Below are 18,655 nucleotides of genomic sequence, written 5' to 3'. Positions count from 1 at the left end.
ATATATATCGCATGTTGGCCAAACCGTATTGCATATATTGTGAAAAATGTTGTGCTTAGGGATAGTCATAAAGGAGGAATCGAAATGAAAGTAGGATTCATCGGAACGGGGAGTATGGGCAGGACGCTGATCGAATCGTTCATTGAATCCGGTGCACTTGAACCGGGGCAAATTATCGCCAGTAATCGAACCATGCAGAAGGTTCATCAATTGGCTTCTCAATATCCGGGGTTGCAGATTGCTTCTTCCAATACCGAGACGGTGATTGGAAGTGACATCATATTTCTATGCGTTAAACCGTCGCAATTTAAGAGAATCACAGAGGAGATTGAATCGGTGGTGACCGATCATCAAATTATCGTTTCCATTACGAGTCCGGTACAAATTCGACATCTCGAAGATCATTTACGATGTAAAATCGCCAAAGTCATTCCGAGTATTACCAATTCTGTACTCGGCGGAGCTACCTTATGTATGTACGGTAGTCGGATAAAAGGAGAAGACCGGCTGCTTCTGGAGGATTTACTGCAATCCATTAGTCGTCCCGTGTTGATTGAAGAACAAAACACACGGATAACTTCGGATTTTTCCAGCTGCGGACCGGCCTTCATTGCTTTTTTCCTAAATAAATGGATTGATGCGGCGGTTGAAACGACGGGCATTGATCGGGATCAAGCGACGTGCCTCGCTAGCGAGATGGTACTCGGTACAGGCAAGCTGCTCACCGAGGGAGGACTCACCCCTGAAGAAATTCAGATGCGCGTCTCCGTTCCCGGCGGGATCACGGCCGAAGCCATTCGTCTCATGGACCAAGAGCTTCAAGGCGTGTTCCATCAATTAATCCGTACCACACATGACAAGTATAATGAAGATCTCGACAAATTAGATGATCTCTTCCACCTGCCAGAGGTTAACCGACAACAATATTAACGAGCTTGCCTTTGACAGCAATGACTTTACGAACGGACTTTCCAGCCATCGCAGCTTGAACGCTGAACTGTTCCATCGCTTTTGCTTGCATGCCTGCTTCATCTAGATCTTTGCCAATCATGATGCGCTCTACGATTTTACCATTCACTTGAACGACAATCTCGACTTCTGCATCGACGGTCAATGCTTCATCATACGTTGGCCATGCTACGTAGGAGATGCCTCCGGAATGTCCAAAGCGCTCCCACAGTTCTTCCGCCACATGCGGTGCAAGTGGGGACAACATTTGGATGAAGTTCTCCATCGCTTGGCGCGGAAGCTCTTCCGCTTTGTAAGCATCATTAATGAAAATCATCAATTGGCTAATCGCTGTGTTGAAGCGTAACCCTTCGAAATCCTCGGTTACCTTCTTCACGGTGCGATGCCATGTGCGTTTGAAGGCTTCGCTGCCTTCGCCATCAACGATCTTCGGATTCAGCTGACCATCTTCGGTAATCATCAAACGCCATACGCGAGCCAAGAAGCGATAAGAACCTTCTACACCGCTCGTATTCCATGGTTTCGTTGCTTCAAGCGGTCCCATGAACATTTCATACATCCGCAACGTATCTGCCCCGAACTCGTTCACGATTTCATCCGGGTTGATGACATTACCACGGGATTTACTCATTTTCTCATTGTTCGTTCCAAGGATCATCCCTTGGTTCACCAGCTTATGGAACGGCTCCTTCGTATCTACGATACCCAGATCATAGAGAACCTTGTGCCAGAAACGTGCGTACAGCAAGTGGAGAACCGCATGCTCTGCACCACCGATGTACAAGTCTACTGGCAACCAAGCTTGCTGTTTGTCTTTGGAACACAACTCGTCATTATTCTTCGGATCGATGAAACGAAGGTAATACCAGCAGCTGCCCGCCCATTGTGGCATCGTGTTCGTCTCGCGACGTGCCTTCATTCCTGTCTCAGGATCAATCGTGTTCACCCACTCTGTCACGTTCGCAAGTGGAGATTCTCCTGTACCCGAAGGTTTGATATTCTCAACATCCGGCAGAAGAAGCGGCAATTGATCCTCAGGGATCGTCTTCATACTGCCATCTTCAAGATGGATCACCGGAATTGGCTCGCCCCAATAACGTTGACGGCTGAATAACCAGTCGCGTAGACGGTAGGTGGTTTTGCCTTGTCCTTTACCACACTCTTCAAGCCACTCGATCATTTTCGCCATAGCTTCTTCTTTGTTCAATCCGTCTAAGAATCCAGAGTTTACGTGTACGCCTTCTCCAGCATAAGCTTCCTCTTGAACATTTCCGCCTTGAACGACTTCAATAATCGGCAAGTCGAACGTCTTCGCGAACTCCCAGTCACGCTCATCATGTGCTGGCACCGCCATAATCGCACCGGAGCCATAGCCCGCAAGTACATAATCCGCGATCCAGATTGGCACTTTCACACCATTAACTGGGTTGATGGCATATGCACCTGTAAATACGCCTGTCTTCTCTTTCGCAAGATCCGTACGCTCCAAATCGCTCTTATGCGCCGCTTTATCTTGATAAGCCTTCACGGCATCCGTTTGTTCCGCTGTCGTGATCGCAGCAACCAGTTCATGTTCAGGAGCAAGCACGCAATATGTAGCGCCGAACAATGTATCTGGACGCGTCGTGAAGACAGTCAATTGACCCTCATGACCATCGATCGCAAAATTCACTTCTGCACCCTTCGATTTTCCAATCCAGTTGCGCTGCATATCTTTAATGCTCTCTGCCCAGTCCAGCTCTTCCAGGTCATCTAACAGACGATCCGCATAAGCTGTGATCTTAAGCATCCATTGACGCATCGGTTTGCGAATAACTGGAAATCCGCCGCGCTCACTTTTGCCATCGATAACCTCTTCGTTCGAAAGCACAGTTCCGAGCTCTTCACACCAGTTCACCGGTACTTCAGCCACGTAAGCTAGGCCCATCTTATACAATTGGATGAAAATCCATTGCGTCCACTTGTAATATTCAGGATCTGTCGTACTGATCTCACGATCCCAATCATACGAGAACCCTAATGATTTAATCTGACGGCGGAAGTTATTAATATTCTTCACGGTAATATCGCGTGGATGCTCACCCGTATTCAAGGCATGCTGTTCCGCTGGCAAGCCGAACGCATCCCATCCCATCGGATGAAGTACGTTGTACCCTTGCATCCGCTTATAACGCGATACGATATCCGTTGCCGTGTAGCCTTCCGGATGTCCTACGTGCAGACCTGCACCCGACGGATACGGGAACATATCCAGTGCGTAGAATTTCTTCTTGCTGGAATCATCATTTGTTTTGAATGTCTTGAACTCATCCCAATGCTTCTGCCATTTCGGTTCGATCAGGAACGGGTTATACCCTTGTGATTGCTGAATTTCTTGTGTCATGAATCATTCATCCTCCTACATTATCTAGCGCAATTTGCATAAAAAAAACCTCTCATCCATAGCGAAAAAATGTCGCTAGGGACGAGAGGCTATCTCCCGTGGTACCACCCTAGTTAGCCCTCGGCATGCTTTGCCAAGTGCTCCCTCAATGCCCTTAACGCGGGCTAGACGATACGATTTGATCCGATCGGAGTTGATCGTATGACTCAGAGGCGAGTAGTTTTTGACGAACCATCGGCTTGCACCACCCGCCGACTCTCTGACAGATTTCGATCAAAACGTATAATCCTCATCATAGTCTTCTTCCATATCCTACTTACTTAATACTGCTCATTATGAGAAAACCTCTATCGAGGCGAAATCATATACCTTCTTAGCATTATAAAAAAAGGACATCACTCATGTCAAGGCTGCTCCGCTATTTCACCGCGATATAGAACAAACGCCCTGTCTCATTCGTCGGAGCTTCCCACGTAAAGTCCCCGAATATATGAACTTCCGTAAATCCTACGCCCTTGAGCTGTTCCGTCATCCACGTCGGATCATACGCCCGCTCAATATGTACCTCTTCAAAGCGTTGGAAGAGATCCTGCGTGGCTGGAGCACCTGCCTGGCGTGCAAAAATCGTCAGATGATGTTCGATTTCACACCGCTCGGCATCCAGATCACAAGTCCATAAGTAAGCAACATTGTCTTCATTATAGATAAATGGCTGCTCTGCTTCATATTGCTCGAACTGCCGCGGATGATGCACGTCAAATAAGAATGTACCGCCTGGCTTAAGCGCACCATAGGCACGGCGCAATGTCTCAACAATATCTTCTTCTTCAAGCAGATAATTCAGACAATCACAGAAAGATATGACCGAATCTACTGGAGCAGGCAGCTCTAAATCTCGCATATCTTGCTCAATGAGACGCACTTTCCCTTCACGAAGCAAGCGGCTGCCTACCGTAGAACTCTCAAGCTTCAGCTGGGCAACCGCGAGCATATCCGAGGAGAGATCAATACCTGTGACATGATACCCTTCACTAGCCAGCGGAATCATCAGACTACCGGTTCCACATCCTAGGTCAACAATCGTCTTCGGTTTTCCGAACCGAGCCCACGCTTCACGTGCGAACGCCAGCCATTCCGGATAAGGCATGTCCGCCATGAGTTCATCATAGACATAGGCGAATTGTGCATAAGACGTCGTCATTTGGATTCCGACTCGGACGGTTCAGCGCCATCTACTGGCTTCAACTGTGTCCAATTGTCTTTCTGTGTGATAAGTCCTTCCCGCATCAGCTTGCCAAGCGCCCGCTTAAATGCAGCCTTGCTAATACCAAAGCGTTGCTTGATAATGTCCGGTGGCGTCTGATCGGAATAAGGCATTGCGCCATTCGGCCGTTCCTTCAAAAACGTAAGGAGACGATCCGCATCTAGATCACGTCCGACCTCTTTGCGAGCCGCCATCGAAAGATTCACGCGACCATCTTCACGGACGAAGCTGACTCTCGCTTGCACGCGTTCACCAAGTCGAAGCATCTGCAGACGCTCCGAACTGTGAATCATGCCGATGACGCCGAAACCAAGAACACCGCCATCCACAAGGACGAAGGTTCCCATTTGAAGCGTCTTGTAGACGGTACCTTCCACCCATTGATTAAGCCATGAACTTGGCGCATGGAATGCGAGCGGTGCGAGTTCTCGCTCACCTGCCAGCTTGGCTCTCAAGCGGCCTTGCTTGTCGTGCTCCATGATGACGAATACTTTATCGCCAACTTTCGGATGCAGCTCTTTGAGCTCGGGAAGCTCACGAATCGGCAGCAGAAGCTGACGACCGAGTCCCATCTCGAGGAAACATCCGAGCCTTGGATGAACATCAGCGACTTCCAGCATCGCCATATCGCCGAGCGTCAGATAAGGCTTCTTCATGGTCGCAGCTAATCGATCTTCCGTATCGTAGAAAATGAATACTTCGATCATCATGCCCGGCTCTATTTTACCAATAATCTCAGAGTAGTGAAGGAGAACGTCCTGTTCGCCGTTCGTTAGAAAAAAGCCGTAAGGTGAAACCTCACGGTCGATTGGTAAATGGACTGTCGTTCCTGCAATGAGACTCATAGATTCACAACTTTCGCATCCGACCAGAGACGTTCGATATTATAATATTCACGCTCGTCTCGGTGGAAAATATGCACGATCACATCGCCAAGGTCCATCAGCACCCAACGTGCAGAATCTGTACCTTCAATACCTCGAATGAGGCCGCCCTTTTCTTGGACGCGCTTGCGAATTTCTGTCATGATGGCATTCACTTGGGTATCAGAATTACCATGGCAAATAACGAAATAGTCAGCAATTAAGGAAATGCCTTGTAAATCGAGTGCAACGATATTCATTGCTTTTTTATCTTCTGCCGCAGCAACGGCAAGGTTTAATATTTCTTTGGATTGAACGGGCATGCGTCAACCTCCCAATTGTTGAATTAAATCATTTCTCGCATCAATCGTGAGCGGGAAAATCCGTTTACTTCTGGATAGCAATAGTTCTATCGTCGAGTCGAACCCTGCAATTAAGCCTTCTTCTAAGCTATGGTTGGCTAACTGACGAATATTATTCACACCTGGAAAATCTCTTCCAGGTTCGATATAGTCTGCGAGGCAGACGATTTTATCCATTAATGTCATTTGAACACGACCGGATGTATGATATCTGATCGCATCAAGCACTTCTACATCCGTAATGCCGAACTCTTGCTCTGCCACAAAAGCGCCTACCGGCGCATGCCACAACTGCTTGTCATGTTCAAGTAGGATGGCAGGCAGCTGCTCTTCACGAATGATACGTTCCATTCGGTCTGTTGACCAATATTTCGCCACATCATGTAAAATCGCCGCGAGCTCTGCCCGAGTCGGATCACCTCCGAATCGCACTGCAAGCTCGATGGAAGTCTGCATGACACCTAACGTGTGCGCCCAGCGCTTCTCCGGCATTTGTCCACGTACTGCTTCAATAATGGCCTCACGGCTTCGATTCATATAGATCATTCCTTTGAATGAATTCATGAACACGATCCGGTACACGATACCGGACCGACATGCCTTGGCTGACCCGCTCGCGAATCGTCGTTGAAGATAGCTCGAAGAGCGGCACCTCTAGCATGGTCACTTGATCCCGAATATGAGCAGGGAGATTATCCAATTGTAGCAACGTCCCAGGTCGCTGTACACCAACGAAGTCAATACGGGCTGCGAGTTCGTCAATCCGATGCCACTTCGGCAAATAATTCACCATGTCTGCCCCCATCAAGAACGAGAAGGCATGATCAGGGAATCTACGCTGCAATTCTTCAATCGTATCGATGGTGTAGGATACGCCGCCGCGTTCCATTTCGATATCCGTGACTTGAAATAATGAATTCCCTTCGATCGCAAGTCGGATCATCTCGAGCCTCTGCAGCCCCGTCGCGAGTGGCTGACGAGACTTATGCGGAGGATCTGCGGCTGGCATGAACCATACGGCGTCGAACTGCAAGGCCTCACACGTATGCTCTGCCAAGAGGAGATGTCCGAAATGAATGGGATCGAAAGTCCCTCCAAATAAACCGACCTTCACCATGTGACTTGTCGCCTCTATTCTAGAGCCTTAAGGGAGCTCGATTTGCTTATGTTCGCGGGATTCCTTATACAAGACGATCGTCTTCCCAATCACTTGCACAAGCTCCGAGTTCGAGCCTTCAGCAAGATCACGAGCGACTTCATCACGATCATCCATGTTATTGTTCAAGATCGATATTTTAATCAACTCACGCGTCTCAATCGCTTCGTCGATATGGCGGATCAATTGATCATTAACCCCACCTTTACCGACTTGAAAAATCGGGTTCAAATGATGGGCGAGCGAGCGTAAATAGCGTTTTTGTTTTCCTGTTAACATGCGTGTGATAAACCTCCAATTTTTACTTTGAGCTACTTCTTACTTCAGGGATTGCAGTACAGCTTGCCGCATCACTTCGACAGGCGCAGCCTGACCTGTCCAATATTCAAATGCATAAGCGCCTTGATAGACGAACATACCGAGGCCGCAATGGGTACGACTACCGCGTAACCGAGCCTCGCGCAAAATCGCCGTCTCAAGCGGATTATAGATCAAATCGCTAACGATCAAATCGGTGCGAAATCCTTCTAAAGAAAGCGGAGACGCATCCACATGAGGGAACATGCCTACCGACGTTGTATTAATCACAATATCGACATTGGAGCGTATATCTAATATCCGTTCTAGTTCCATTGCCTGAACATTCCCGTACGGCTGCAAATCCGCCGCTAATTCAACGGCACGTTCGAACGTTCGATTCGCGATCCAGATGACCTCGGGTGATTCTTGTGTTAACGCATAGACGATACCACGAGCCGCACCGCCAGCGCCAATGACTAAAATTCGCTTGCCGAGCAAATCGGATTCCGCTTCTTCGCGAAGCGATCTAACATAACCAATCCCGTCCGTATTATAGCCGATCAGCTTCCCATTGTCATTGACAATTGTATTCACGGCGCCAATTACCCGCGCGCCTTCATCGACTTCATCCAATAATGGCATAACATCCAACTTGTGTGGAATGGTTACATTAATGCCGCGATAACCTAGCGCACGCACACCGCGGATGGCATCCTCGAGCTTGTCCGGCAATACATGCATCGCTGTGTATACGCCATCCAATCCTAAGGCTTGAAGGGCACTGTTATGCATTAACGGGGATTTGGATTGACGAATGGGATCGCCAATAACCCCGAGCAGCATGGTTTCACTACTTATTCGATTTACGAGATGATCCCCCATCAATTCCGTCTCTCCTCTATCCAAGCGGCAAATCACGCCGCAAATTCCCATGATTTTATATCATTGCATCCCGCGATAGCACTTTGACACCCTTCGGTGCATGAATATTCACCAGCGCACCAGCATCCGAATTCACTTTAATCCAGCCTAGACCGGAGATGAACAAATCTGTCTTGCTGCCTTTCGCTACACGAATCTGATGCTTCGACCAAGCTGGCAGGTCGTCGATATGTTCCTGATTCGGCGGAGTAAGCATTACACCGCGATGTTCTGCATACAATTCATCTGCCCGTTCGAGCTTGGTGCGATGGATCTTCAATCCATTCGACACAAAACAGGTAAAGGACTGACGTTCCCCTTGTACGAAATCAAATCGCGCCATGGCACCGAAGAACAAAGACTGGCCTTCATTAAGCTGGAATACCGTCGGCTTGAGCGGTCGATCTGGCATAATTGCACCCAAATCTTTACGATGCACAAGCTCTGTGAGGCGTGATGGATACACAATACCTGGCGTATCGATGATGAATTTCCCGTCATCAAGTGGAATTTTCACAAGATCCAACGTCGTACCTGGGAACCGTGATGTGGTCAATTCCCGCTCCATATCACTATAGTCACGAATCAGGCGATTAATGAGGGTTGATTTACCTACATTGGTGGCACCGACAACGTAGATATCACGTCCGTGGCGATATTCTGAAACTTTGTCAATCAATCGTTCGAAGCCTTGATTCTTCTTTGCACTGCACAAGACTACATCGATGACTTTGATGCCATGTTCTTTGGCACGTTTCTGTACCCAATTCGTTAATCGATTCCAGTTCGTTACGATAGGCAGCAAGTCGATTTTATTCACGACGAGCAGCACAGGATTATTGCCCACGAACCTTTGAAGGCTTGAGATTAAGCTGCCGTCAAAATCGAATAAATCAACAATATGAATGACAAGCGCATCATTCGTTGAAGCTCCCACCTGATTTAGCAGACGAAGGAAGTCATCCTGCTCCAGTGTAACGGAAGCCGCATCATTATAATTTTTAATCCGGAAGCAACGCTGGCATATAACGGGTTCCCGTTCTAATGCCTGCTGCGGGATATATCCCGGAACTTCCGGCCGTTCTGTCTGTAATTTCACACCGCAGCCTTCGCACGAGGTTACCGCGCCCTGCTCTCGTTGTTGTTCTGTCATTGCTTTTCCTCCTCGTGCCAAAGACCCTTGTTCCGTAATCTTCGCAATATCAATTTTTCCATCCGACGATTGAAGCGCGTCATGAATCCCTCATCATGAATCGCAATCGGTTGAACAAGAATGGTAAATAAACCCGATCGGTTGCCCCCGAGTACGTCCGTCATCATCTGGTCCCCAATGACAACCGTCTGCGCCGCCGATAGCTTCATAAGGGTTAGCGCTCTTTGGAACGGTCTAATCCTTGGTTTACGCGCTGCGTGCACGAATGGAATCTGGAGGGGGTTCGTAAATTTGGATACCCGTCCTTCATCATTATTGGATACAATGATGATCTGAAACCCGATCTCCTTCGCACCTTCGAGCCAAGTGATCAACTCTGGCGTCGCGTACGGTTCCTTCGCCCCAACAAGCGTATTATCTAAATCGGTAATAATTCCCCGATACCCTTTCGCGTATAACGATTCAAGATCAATATCGTATACGGTGTTTACCCGAAGCTTGGGTATAAACTTCTCTAACAAATACGTCACCTCTGTTTCATACGACAAACTATACCATATTCTTTGTTTTTCGTGCAAAAAATTGCCGCCCGTGTTTATTTAACGACGAGCGGCAAGATCCTGTGAAATTATAAGCGGTTGTTCAAAAATTCATCTTTTGATCACGAAGTGTTTTTAGTAGCGGATTCGACATCGAATCTTGCGTTCACCCTCGAAGAGCATATGCTTACGTAGTATGTTTCCTCTGGAATCATCTCAGGTACTCATTTAGGTTTTGCCTAAACTCCTCCGTTCCTCTGAAAGTTTTTCGAAGAAAAACTCGCTTCGGAAGCCCTTCGGATTCTCGCAACCTGAGCATATGCTTACGATGTAAGTTTTCTACGAAAACTCTCAGATGCTGAAAAGCCAAATTTTGAACATACATTATAAGCGTTCCAAAAGCTTCTTCATCTCCACTTGTGCTCTGGACCAATCTTGCTCGGTCACTTGCTTCGTGCTGTATTTGGCTTGTTCGAACAATGCGAGCAAGCCGCTCCACGCCCCTCGAAGGGCATCCTTCTCCTGTTCCCACCTAGCCACGCTCTCACGCAGCGTCTCGTGTTCTTCACGGCGAAGTCCCTTGCGCCTGCAATGTCGAATCCAATGTTCGGTCAGTACGATGAGCTTTTGATCGCTTGAAGGCCTTCGCCCCGCGAGCATCGCCCGCCACCAGATTGTCCCTAACAACCGGTATTTCCATACCAGGAACCACAGCGCGAAGATGAGGATGATGAATAATGTTCCATAAATAGCGAGCGGTGAAACAGCCCCCGAATTGCCTCCGTTCGTCACTTCTTCGGTCATTTTCTCCTCTTCTGTTACAGGAAGTATAGACGCTTGCTGCTCTTCCTGTTGTAATGTGACAGGAATTGAAAACCCAGGTGTCGCCTCAAACGGTACCCAACCAAAGCCTTCGAAATAAACCTCCGCCCATGAATGGGCGTCCGCATTACTCACATAATAGGTTCCTTCTTCACGCTGCATCTCCTCATGCATCGCAAAGGAAGAGATCTGATCAGATCGAGGTCCTGCCTTGGCGCCGGTCGTATATCCCTTCACCCACCTTGCAGGGATCCCTAATGACCTCGTCATGACAACGAGCGAAGTCGAGAAGTAATCGCAGTACCCTTCTTTCATATCGAACAAGAAGCTATCAACGAAATCGCCACTCACCTTGCGTGATAAATCAGGCTCATTCGTATATTTGAATTCACCGGATGTTAGATAGGTTTTGAGTGCTTTGATCCGATCATAATCATTCGTCAGGCCGGTAGTAATTGATCTCGCCAGCTCCTGCACACGGGCAGGGAGTTCATGAGGCAGTTGCAAGTCCACGGCTTGGGCCGCAGATAATGTTCGTCCCGAATTACTGCCAAAATTACGTAACTCTTGTTCATCAATTTGCGGAATCTGAGACACAATCGTATATTGCTTCGGATACGAAGGTGCTGCGGTATCAGCCCACGTCAATGTGGAGGTATCCGAATCCCAACGAAGATTCGACAAGCTGCCTTCGCCTCCAAGCTGTGTCACCTGCCCAATCGGATACGCGCCGAACAGTACCGGATATGGCTCAGCCCGTGTGATGGTCACCGTTGCCGTTAACTCGGCTGTCTTCGAGAACTTCATACCGTTCGAATCCAACGGCCTATTTAACGCTACAAATGGCAGGTCAGCATTCTTCTTCTCAGGCGAGGTCTCCCAGCCTTTCCCTGTGTAGATCGAGCGCGTCTCTCCACGCCAGTAACTCTTCCGATTGGTCGTGATCTGCATCACATTACTGTAATCGAAAGTGAACCCGCTGCCCAGCTCACTGTCATCCCGACCATACCCTGATCGATATATACCAACCTGGATCTTCTCTCCATCCTTTGCATTATAGAAGACCGGTACAGCTTCACCTTTCCAAGTCTTCCATAGCGTATATGGATCTGTTACCAACGGAGCTGTGGAGGGCATACTGACCCCCACCAAGAAAATAACGGAAAGTAAGAGTCCCACGGTCGTAAGCAAACGCAGCGGATAGGAAGCTAAATGCCGCCATCCTTCCGGATATTTATCCCTTAACACAACACAATGATCGGTGATTAACCACGCGAGACCAAGCAGCATGGTCCAAGCAACGGCGAGCCATAAGTTCATTTCTGTAAATGAATCTAGGATAGCCAGTCCAATCATTTGAAGGACGATAAGCGCAACGATCCGCACGCGGCTTCTCACCCATACCATAATTAGCTCCAATAAAATCCAAGTCCCAAGCGCAAATAAAATATAAGGAAACAGGCTCTTGAAGAATAAGATCGTGTTCTCAACCATATCCTCCTTTTGCTCTGCGTACAAGTGATAGGCGCGAAGCACTTGATAGTGAATCAGCAACATAACCAAAACGATAAAGACACGGCGAATCCACGGACGAAGCGGAATGAAGAAATGAACTGCAACTGCACTGATCAAGATGAGACGAACAATCTCCATCGTCTCCTCCCACCAAATCGTCTCGAGTGGTCCGAACCATTGCCACAGCATGGCTGCCGCGTATAACATCATCAATTGACGGAGTCCGTCTATCCTAAGATTTCGAAATACTACTCGCAGCCACTTGCCCATTAGCCCACCCTCCTAACACCACAGGAAGTTCTTGCAATTGTCGAATTGAATAGGCTGGAATGCCCCTGGACATCAGGAATGCACTCCAATTGTCTTGCGATGCACCGTCCGGATCCGTTAAATGAATATGACTCACGCCCATCTGCTTCTGCTGAAGGAAACTAAAAAGTCGCAGCACCTTGTCATTCGCACTCGGACTAATTAATACGTAGAAGCTGCCTTGAACAGACTTTGAACCCATTTGCTGTAACCTAACACTCAGATCCTGATAACCATCTGCCTCTGTCTCCATAAGATGGTCATTCATAAGCCTCTGCTGATGTGCTGAACTACCTGCCTCAAATGTCTCCACGGTCTTCCCAAGCGAAATAAGTCCTAATGGTATATGCCGTTCGCGCCCGTAAGCTAACAGCGAAGCTGCGACGGAAATAGCAAGCTCGAATTGTTCTTCCGTGTAATAATGACGCTGCGTTCGATCTAAAATCAGCATCATAGAGGGCAAAGACTCTCGTTCAAATTCTTTGGACTTCCAGTGCCCCGTCTTCGCGGTTGCATTCCAATGAATCCGTGAAATGCGGTCGCCATAGATGTACTCCCGTACGCCATTGATTTGCGTCGTTTCTCTCGTCGATCTCTGGATGAATGCATTCCTTCCGAAGCCTTGTTCCCGAGAATCGAATATTTTCCACTTCGGAATACGGATGGTATGGGGAAGCACAGAGAACTGCGTCGGTACCGTAATCGTAGCTTTATGCTGGAACAATCCTATGACATCTTCCATCGCGCATTCCGATTCTCCGAAGCTATAGAAGCCTCGCCGAAGATTCGATAAGTTATAACGCATTACACAATGCCGATTCCAATCGGGGAGGACTAATGATTCGAACGTCTTCGTCTCCCCGTGCCTTCGGACCAACTGATCGCGAAGCAAGACGTAAGGCGTAATCCCAATCGGCTGTACTTTAATGGTTAATTGGGCCTCGATCGAATCCCCTGCATGAAAAACTAGCCGATGCTCCCCCTCATAGAGTAGTTCCCGCTTCCCTGTCGATTTGGATATCCCGCTCCATCTGCCAATCCATAGATATAGACATAAGACAGACATCATGGCGAGCAGCATGAAGGAGGTCTTCCCCCCTTGAAAGAGAAAGAAGAGCAGACAAACACACCAAATCGTGACGATCATCCAGAACCTGAGCGAGTACGCGGACTTCCCGCTTCGACGGAGGTTAAACCGAGACGCAAATGGCTTCATTCGCATGCATCATCGCTCCATTCTTACGGGAGCATCCACCTGTTTCAATACTTGTTCGATAAAAGACTGCGGCGACACCCCTTCCATACGCGCTTCCGGACGAAGGGTAATGCGGTGTGCAAGGATATGTGGGGCAAGCTGCTTCAGGTCATCAGGCAGAACATAGTCCCGACCATGAAGGAATGCGAAGGCTTTGGCAGCGGACATAAAAGACACCGATGCACGCGGGCTTGCACCGAGTAACGATAAGGCATGATCCCGAGTCTTGCGAACAATCTGAACGAGATAATCGCCGACGGCCGGATCGATATGTACATTTCGAACTTCCGCTTGAAGCGTTGATAATTGATCGAGATCTGTGACGCTCTGCACCGTATCGATTGGTTGTCCATACTGGTGCGAGTACAGCAGCTGCTTCTCTGTTGCTGCATCTGGGTAACCCAGCGAGATACGCATCATAAATCGATCTAACTGCGCTTCAGGCAGCATATACGTCCCATCAAATTCGATTGGGTTCTGCGTCGCGAAGAGCATGAACGGCTGTGGCAGCGCATAGCTCTCGCCGTCAACGGTTACATACCTTTCTTCCATGGCTTCCAGAAGTGCAGATTGCGTCTTCGTCGTCGCACGGTTAATTTCATCTACCAGTAATATATTCGTGAAAACCGGACCATTGCGGAATACGAATTGCTCCTCACCCGGGTGGAATATCGACACGCCCGTGATATCACTCGGCAATAAATCAGGATGGCATTGAATGCGTCTGAATTGACCATCTAACGTTTTCGCTAAGGCTTTGATTAATTGCGTTTTGCCTGTACCCGGCACATCTTCCACAAGCACGTGCCCTCCTGCGAGTACGGCAGTAAGGAGCAGCTTAATCTCTAGGCTTTTGCCGAGAATGCATCCTTCTAGCTGGGTCTGAATCGCTGAAATCGAGTGCGTATACGAGTTCATATTCATGGCGCAACAACCCTTTCATCATCTGATAAAATATTCCATTTAATTTATTTTACATGATGAATAATAAGGCGTATATAGTAGAGTTTTACAGCGTTAGATGTTGTTTCCCACAAAGGAACCCCACAAAGTGATGTTTTTGCGTTGAAAGCGATTCAGGTACTTTGCGGGAACACAAAAATAAAAATAGACAAAGAGTGCCGTGACGAATGATTCATCACTTCTCTTTGCCTATTTCATAACTGCTTCATACCTGTCAGCCTTTCGGCTTCACGATGAGCGAAGCCAGGAACGAAAATATAATCGCAGACGATATCCCCGCACTAGTCACTTCGAATATCCCTGTGATTACACCAACCCAGCCGTCGCGCTTAAGCTCCGTCAATGCACCGTGAACAAGGGCATTCCCGAAGCTGGTAATCGGTACCGTCGCGCCTGCGCCTGCAAAATCAATCAGTGGTTCATACCAACCGAATCCATCCAGCACAGCGCCTGCAACGACCAATGTCGTCATTGTATGTGCCGGCGTTAATTTGAACACATCAAACATCAATTGCCCGATCACGCAGATCAGCCCCCCAATAACAAAGGCCCATAGAAACTGCACGATTCATCCCTCCAGACTTCCTCAACCTACTGCATACTGCACTAACAATTACATTATGAGTTATTCGAGGTCTGGTTATGCGAACCATGCAGATATTCATCTGGATTGAACCGGCGAAGCATCGATAGCTTAGGCAGAAGGAACAGAATAAAGACAAGTAGAATCACGCCCATCCCGATCACTGCTGCTTGAATCGGCACTCTGGTACTCAAATACAAATAAATGAACAATCCAATAATCGTTAAGGAGTTCTCCACCAAATTCTGAACAGCAATCGTCTTACCTGCACCGACTATATCTTTACCGACCGTCTGTAGAATGGTATTCATTGGAATGAGGAAAATCCCCCCGAATACACCAATGAAGAATAACATGATCACCGCAAGAATCAAATTATGCATAAAGGCAGTAATCAATACGCAGAACACCATCAAAAATCCGAAATAATACGATAAGTACATTTTACCTACAGGGATTAGTTTCGGCATGAGGACGGAACCGAGTACGACGCCAATCGCGGTACTGCCGATAATCATCGATTGCTGATCGGTATTCGTAATGCCAAGATTCGCCGGAATCCATGCGACGAGCGCAATCCGAAGCACCGCAGCCGTTAGCCAGAAAGCTCCTGTCGCAATAAGTGAAAATTGAGCCTGCGGATGACGGAACAACGTACGCGTATCCTGAAAGAATCTTCTTGCTGCAGCCATGTATTGAATTTGTGAATTTCCCGGATTCTTCGGTATAAGGAATGTAAGCCCAAAGGACAACCCATAGACAACAAAACAAGTGATCAGACCCAGCAGATCAGAATATTCCGCAAGGAACCCACCAATAACCGTACCCAAGAGGATCGCTAGAATCGTCGTTCCTTCCACCTTCGAATTGGCGCGAAGCAGCTCCTCCTCTGTGGAGGTAAGCTCCGTCAGAATCCCATACTTTGCAGGGGAATAGATCACCGCTCCAATCCCGAGAATCGCATAACAGAAGATCGGATGAAGTCCGAAGATGAGCAGCAGTATGGCCGCTGCCTTAAATAGATTACCGACCATGAGCACGCCAGACTTTGCGTTACGGTCTGCAAAAGAGCCGACGAATGGCGCCAAGATCAGGAAGACCGCTAGAAATCCAATCTGTATGTAGGTGACCGCTTGATCTGGATTCTCCAGACCTTGCCGCTTCAGCATGCCGATAATGATGAAGAAATTCAAATTATCGGAGAAAGCGCTCATGAACTGGGTCAATACCACCGAATTGACTGGATTCAGCCAACGTCGTGGTGAACGAGCAGAGTCTCGTGTGTGAACCATCGTATAATTTCTCCTTTATTCATGTTCCTATTTTTTACTATTGAGAAATATAACATAACCATGTTCATCTGACTACGAATTCTGCCTTACGATATTGTAAGGAAATATCGGCCTTCGGAACAAAAAACTCCACAACGCCTTGCAGGGACACGAAAAAAAAAGCTAACCCAGAAGGTCAACCAAATGACGATCGGGTTAGCTTATCTTTTTGAGAACTATCCTTCGACTAAATCTACCGCACTTGCATTCGCAACAACCTGCTCCGGATTCTTGCAGCCCGGAATAACAGCTGTCACCGCAGGGTGCTTCAAGCACCAAGCTAGCGCCCATTGTGCCATATCAACGCCCTCAGGTACCTCGTCCCGCTTAATACGCTCTACCTCTTCGAGCTTGCGTCTGACCATGTCCGCATCATGACGGTGGCGTACATCCGTAGCATCGAATACAGCACCTGGCTTGTATTTGCCGCTCAGATAACCACTCGCTAACGGAACACGTGCGAGCACGCCCAGATCCTGCTCTTGGCATGACGGGAAGACCCGGTTCTCTGGCGTACGATCGAGACGATTATACACGACTTGAATCGCTTGGGAATTGACTTGCGAGGAAGCCGCCGTCTGGTGCAGGTTATCATTGCTGCCGATGGATGTACCTAAATGTCTGATTTTGCCCGCTTGGATCTGCTTATCGAGTACCGTCCACAGCGCATCGTTATCGAATGCTGTATCCGGTCCGGAGTGGAATTGATAGAGATCAATATACTCCGTTTGCAAAGCCTTAAGCGATGCGTCGAGTTGCTTCACAACATCATCCGCACCATATGTATCCGTGCGCGTGAAGCGTTCGTGGAAATGGTGCCCGAATTTCGTCGCGATTACCCAATCCTCACGATTTCGGCGCGCGATATAATTCCCAATGAACTGCTCCGAGAGATGATCTCCATAGCATTCTGCTGTATCAATTAGATTGATGCCTAATTCTTTTCCTTTATCAAGGATCGCATCCACTTCATCTTGTGTGAACTGCTGCCCCCACTCACCGCCGAACTGCCAAGTCCCAAGACCGACCACGGATACATTCAACTCTGTCTTGCCTAATCTGCGATATTTCACTACGATCGCTCCTTTATTTCATTATGTAGTCTAGATATATTTCAAGCATACACTTCTCCGAACGATTATGCCACCGACAATGATTAAGCTAGCGTAAGATCCATATTCACAGAAAGTAGAGAACTTATCCGTTTCGAAAACAACATCAAAAAATATATTGACTTTCTTTTTTATCGCTACTATACTAAGTACATAGAAAATATTGAGTAACAAACAAAAATATATTAACGAGTCGAAAGGAATTGAAACAACATGACTAAAACATTATTCCAAGCTATTGAAGACAGACGTTCCGTATACGGTATTTCGAAAGAAGCTGTTGTATCCGATGCTCGCATTCAAGAAATCGTTGAGTTTGCTGTCAAACATACACCATCTTCGTTCAACTCCCAAAGCGCACGTGTCGTTGTACTCTTGAACGAACAGCATAATAAATTGTGGGATATCACGAAAGAAACGCTTCGCAAAATCGTTCCTGCTGATCAATTCGAGCCAACAGCACAGAAAATGGAAGCTTTCCGCAGCGGTTATGGTACGGTATTGTATTTCGAAGACAACACGGTCATCGAAGGACTTCAAAGCAATTTCGCAGCGTATGCAGACCGTTTCCCTACATGGGCACAACAATCGAACGGTATGCTTCAACTTGTGATCTGGACAGCACTTGAAGAAGAAGGCTTCGGCGCAACGCTTCAACACTACAACCCATTGATCGATGAGCAAGTGCAGCAAGAATGGAACATTCCTGCAAGCTGGCAATTGGTTGCTCAAATGCCATTCGGTAAGCCAGTAGGCGAAGTGGGCGAGAAACAATTCCAACCGCTTGACGCTCGCGTGAAAGTATTCAACTAATTCATCAAAGGAAAGCCGACCGGGGCCTGCATCAGCAGTGTC

18 protein-coding genes and 1 other annotated feature are annotated in these 18,655 nt (G+C 47.8%); of the genes, 2 read left to right on the top strand and 16 right to left on the bottom strand.

The features are described 5' to 3' along the window. Positions 1-84 precede the first annotated feature (84 nt). Complete coding sequence (gene comER, locus AC3WU2_RS01100; RefSeq protein ID WP_492450559.1) at positions 85-930, top strand: late competence protein ComER; 846 nt, start codon at positions 85-87, stop codon at positions 928-930. Here comER and leuS read toward each other — a convergent pair. The 16 genes from leuS to AC3WU2_RS01020 all read right to left on the bottom strand — a co-directional run bounded on the left by leuS (position 911) and on the right by AC3WU2_RS01020 (position 17,761). Continuing rightward, on the bottom strand, positions 911-3,352 hold the full coding sequence (gene leuS, locus AC3WU2_RS01095; RefSeq protein WP_492450557.1) for a leucine--tRNA ligase: 2,442 nt from the start codon (positions 3,350-3,352) through the stop codon (positions 911-913). The two genes, comER and leuS, sit on opposite strands and share 20 nt — an antisense overlap. A gap of 74 nt (positions 3,353-3,426) precedes the next feature. Beyond that, positions 3,427-3,657: a binding site (T-box leader), on the bottom strand. A gap of 113 nt (positions 3,658-3,770) precedes the next feature. Continuing rightward, on the bottom strand, positions 3,771-4,553 hold the full coding sequence (locus AC3WU2_RS01090; protein ID WP_492450555.1) for a class I SAM-dependent DNA methyltransferase: 783 nt from the start codon (positions 4,551-4,553) through the stop codon (positions 3,771-3,773). Then, positions 4,550-5,461, bottom strand: a complete 912-nt coding sequence (locus AC3WU2_RS01085) for a CvfB family protein (RefSeq protein ID WP_492450553.1) — start codon at positions 5,459-5,461, stop codon at positions 4,550-4,552. Before AC3WU2_RS01085 ends, AC3WU2_RS01090 begins: the two co-directional genes overlap by 4 nt. After that, positions 5,458-5,802: a ribosome silencing factor gene (gene rsfS / locus AC3WU2_RS01080; protein ID WP_018756784.1), complete on the bottom strand. Its 345-nt coding sequence runs from the start codon at positions 5,800-5,802 to the stop codon at positions 5,458-5,460. The genes AC3WU2_RS01085 and rsfS overlap by 4 nt, the downstream gene beginning before the upstream one ends. A gap of 3 nt (positions 5,803-5,805) precedes the next feature. Then, positions 5,806-6,378: a bis(5'-nucleosyl)-tetraphosphatase (symmetrical) YqeK gene (yqeK, locus tag AC3WU2_RS01075; protein WP_492450550.1), complete on the bottom strand. Its 573-nt coding sequence runs from the start codon at positions 6,376-6,378 to the stop codon at positions 5,806-5,808. After that, entirely contained in the window at positions 6,362-6,955 is a 594-nt protein-coding gene (locus AC3WU2_RS01070) for a nicotinate-nucleotide adenylyltransferase (RefSeq protein ID WP_492452138.1), read from the bottom strand. Before AC3WU2_RS01070 ends, yqeK begins: the two co-directional genes overlap by 17 nt. A gap of 30 nt (positions 6,956-6,985) precedes the next feature. Further along, positions 6,986-7,276: a ribosome assembly RNA-binding protein YhbY gene (gene yhbY / locus AC3WU2_RS01065; protein WP_018756787.1), complete on the bottom strand. Its 291-nt coding sequence runs from the start codon at positions 7,274-7,276 to the stop codon at positions 6,986-6,988. Positions 7,277-7,315: 39 nt separating this feature from the next. Next, entirely contained in the window at positions 7,316-8,179 is an 864-nt protein-coding gene (gene aroE / locus AC3WU2_RS01060) for a shikimate dehydrogenase (RefSeq protein ID WP_492450548.1), read from the bottom strand. 55 nt (positions 8,180-8,234) lie between these two features. Beyond that, positions 8,235-9,371 (bottom strand): ribosome biogenesis GTPase YqeH, encoded by a 1,137-nt coding sequence (yqeH, locus tag AC3WU2_RS01055; RefSeq protein ID WP_492450546.1) that lies wholly within the window; start codon positions 9,369-9,371, stop codon positions 8,235-8,237. Next, entirely contained in the window at positions 9,368-9,892 is a 525-nt protein-coding gene (locus AC3WU2_RS01050) for a YqeG family HAD IIIA-type phosphatase (RefSeq protein WP_492452136.1), read from the bottom strand. The genes yqeH and AC3WU2_RS01050 overlap by 4 nt, the downstream gene beginning before the upstream one ends. Positions 9,893-10,294: 402 nt before the next feature. After that, entirely contained in the window at positions 10,295-12,517 is a 2,223-nt protein-coding gene (locus AC3WU2_RS01045) for a transglutaminase TgpA family protein (protein WP_492450544.1), read from the bottom strand. After that, on the bottom strand, positions 12,480-13,778 hold the full coding sequence (locus tag AC3WU2_RS01040) for a DUF58 domain-containing protein (protein ID WP_492450542.1): 1,299 nt from the start codon (positions 13,776-13,778) through the stop codon (positions 12,480-12,482). Before AC3WU2_RS01040 ends, AC3WU2_RS01045 begins: the two co-directional genes overlap by 38 nt. Before the next feature lie 3 nt (positions 13,779-13,781). Continuing rightward, entirely contained in the window at positions 13,782-14,735 is a 954-nt protein-coding gene (locus tag AC3WU2_RS01035) for an AAA family ATPase (RefSeq protein ID WP_314584686.1), read from the bottom strand. A gap of 253 nt (positions 14,736-14,988) precedes the next feature. Next, a complete protein-coding gene (gene spoVAE / locus AC3WU2_RS01030) occupies positions 14,989-15,339 on the bottom strand; it encodes a stage V sporulation protein AE (RefSeq protein ID WP_018756794.1) in 351 nt (116 codons plus the stop codon). Between the two features lie 53 nt (positions 15,340-15,392). Further along, positions 15,393-16,649, bottom strand: coding sequence for a lysophospholipid transporter LplT (gene lplT, locus AC3WU2_RS01025; RefSeq protein WP_492450540.1), 1,257 nt, complete (start codon positions 16,647-16,649; stop codon positions 15,393-15,395). 215 nt (positions 16,650-16,864) lie between these two features. Next, positions 16,865-17,761, bottom strand: coding sequence for an aldo/keto reductase (locus AC3WU2_RS01020; RefSeq protein ID WP_492450538.1), 897 nt, complete (start codon positions 17,759-17,761; stop codon positions 16,865-16,867). Positions 17,762-18,013: 252 nt separating this feature from the next. Between AC3WU2_RS01020 and AC3WU2_RS01015 the strand changes: the two genes are divergently transcribed. After that, entirely contained in the window at positions 18,014-18,613 is a 600-nt protein-coding gene (locus AC3WU2_RS01015; RefSeq protein ID WP_379342467.1) for a nitroreductase family protein, read from the top strand. Positions 18,614-18,655 lie beyond the last annotated feature (42 nt).

Source organism: Paenibacillus sp. EB106-05-06-XG162 (assembly GCF_058791655.1).
The sequence above is the reverse complement of the archived record's forward strand: the minus strand, read 5'-3'. Positions and strand labels throughout refer to the sequence as shown.

What these genes read in the sequence shown, in the direction of transcription:
- AC3WU2_RS01045 (WP_492450544.1), bottom strand. Translation starts at nt 12,517, where the DNA reads ATGGGCAAGTGGCTGCGAGTAGTATTTCGAAATCTTAGGATAGACGGA.
- AC3WU2_RS01040 (WP_492450542.1), bottom strand. Translation starts at nt 13,778, where the DNA reads ATGCGAATGAAGCCATTTGCGTCTCGGTTTAACCTCCGTCGAAGCGGG.
- leuS (WP_492450557.1), bottom strand. Translation starts at nt 3,352, where the DNA reads ATGACACAAGAAATTCAGCAATCACAAGGGTATAACCCGTTCCTGATC.
- yqeH (WP_492450546.1), bottom strand. Translation starts at nt 9,371, where the DNA reads ATGACAGAACAACAACGAGAGCAGGGCGCGGTAACCTCGTGCGAAGGC.
- rsfS (WP_018756784.1), bottom strand. Translation starts at nt 5,802, where the DNA reads ATGCCCGTTCAATCCAAAGAAATATTAAACCTTGCCGTTGCTGCGGCA.
- aroE (WP_492450548.1), bottom strand. Translation starts at nt 8,179, where the DNA reads ATGGGGGATCATCTCGTAAATCGAATAAGTAGTGAAACCATGCTGCTC.
- comER (WP_492450559.1), top strand. Translation starts at nt 85, where the DNA reads ATGAAAGTAGGATTCATCGGAACGGGGAGTATGGGCAGGACGCTGATC.
- AC3WU2_RS01035 (WP_314584686.1), bottom strand. Translation starts at nt 14,735, where the DNA reads ATGAATATGAACTCGTATACGCACTCGATTTCAGCGATTCAGACCCAG.
- yhbY (WP_018756787.1), bottom strand. Translation starts at nt 7,276, where the DNA reads ATGTTAACAGGAAAACAAAAACGCTATTTACGCTCGCTCGCCCATCAT.
- yqeK (WP_492450550.1), bottom strand. Translation starts at nt 6,378, where the DNA reads ATGAATCGAAGCCGTGAGGCCATTATTGAAGCAGTACGTGGACAAATG.
- AC3WU2_RS01090 (WP_492450555.1), bottom strand. Translation starts at nt 4,553, where the DNA reads ATGACGACGTCTTATGCACAATTCGCCTATGTCTATGATGAACTCATG.
- lplT (WP_492450540.1), bottom strand. Translation starts at nt 16,649, where the DNA reads ATGGTTCACACACGAGACTCTGCTCGTTCACCACGACGTTGGCTGAAT.
- AC3WU2_RS01085 (WP_492450553.1), bottom strand. Translation starts at nt 5,461, where the DNA reads ATGAGTCTCATTGCAGGAACGACAGTCCATTTACCAATCGACCGTGAG.
- AC3WU2_RS01015 (WP_379342467.1), top strand. Translation starts at nt 18,014, where the DNA reads ATGACTAAAACATTATTCCAAGCTATTGAAGACAGACGTTCCGTATAC.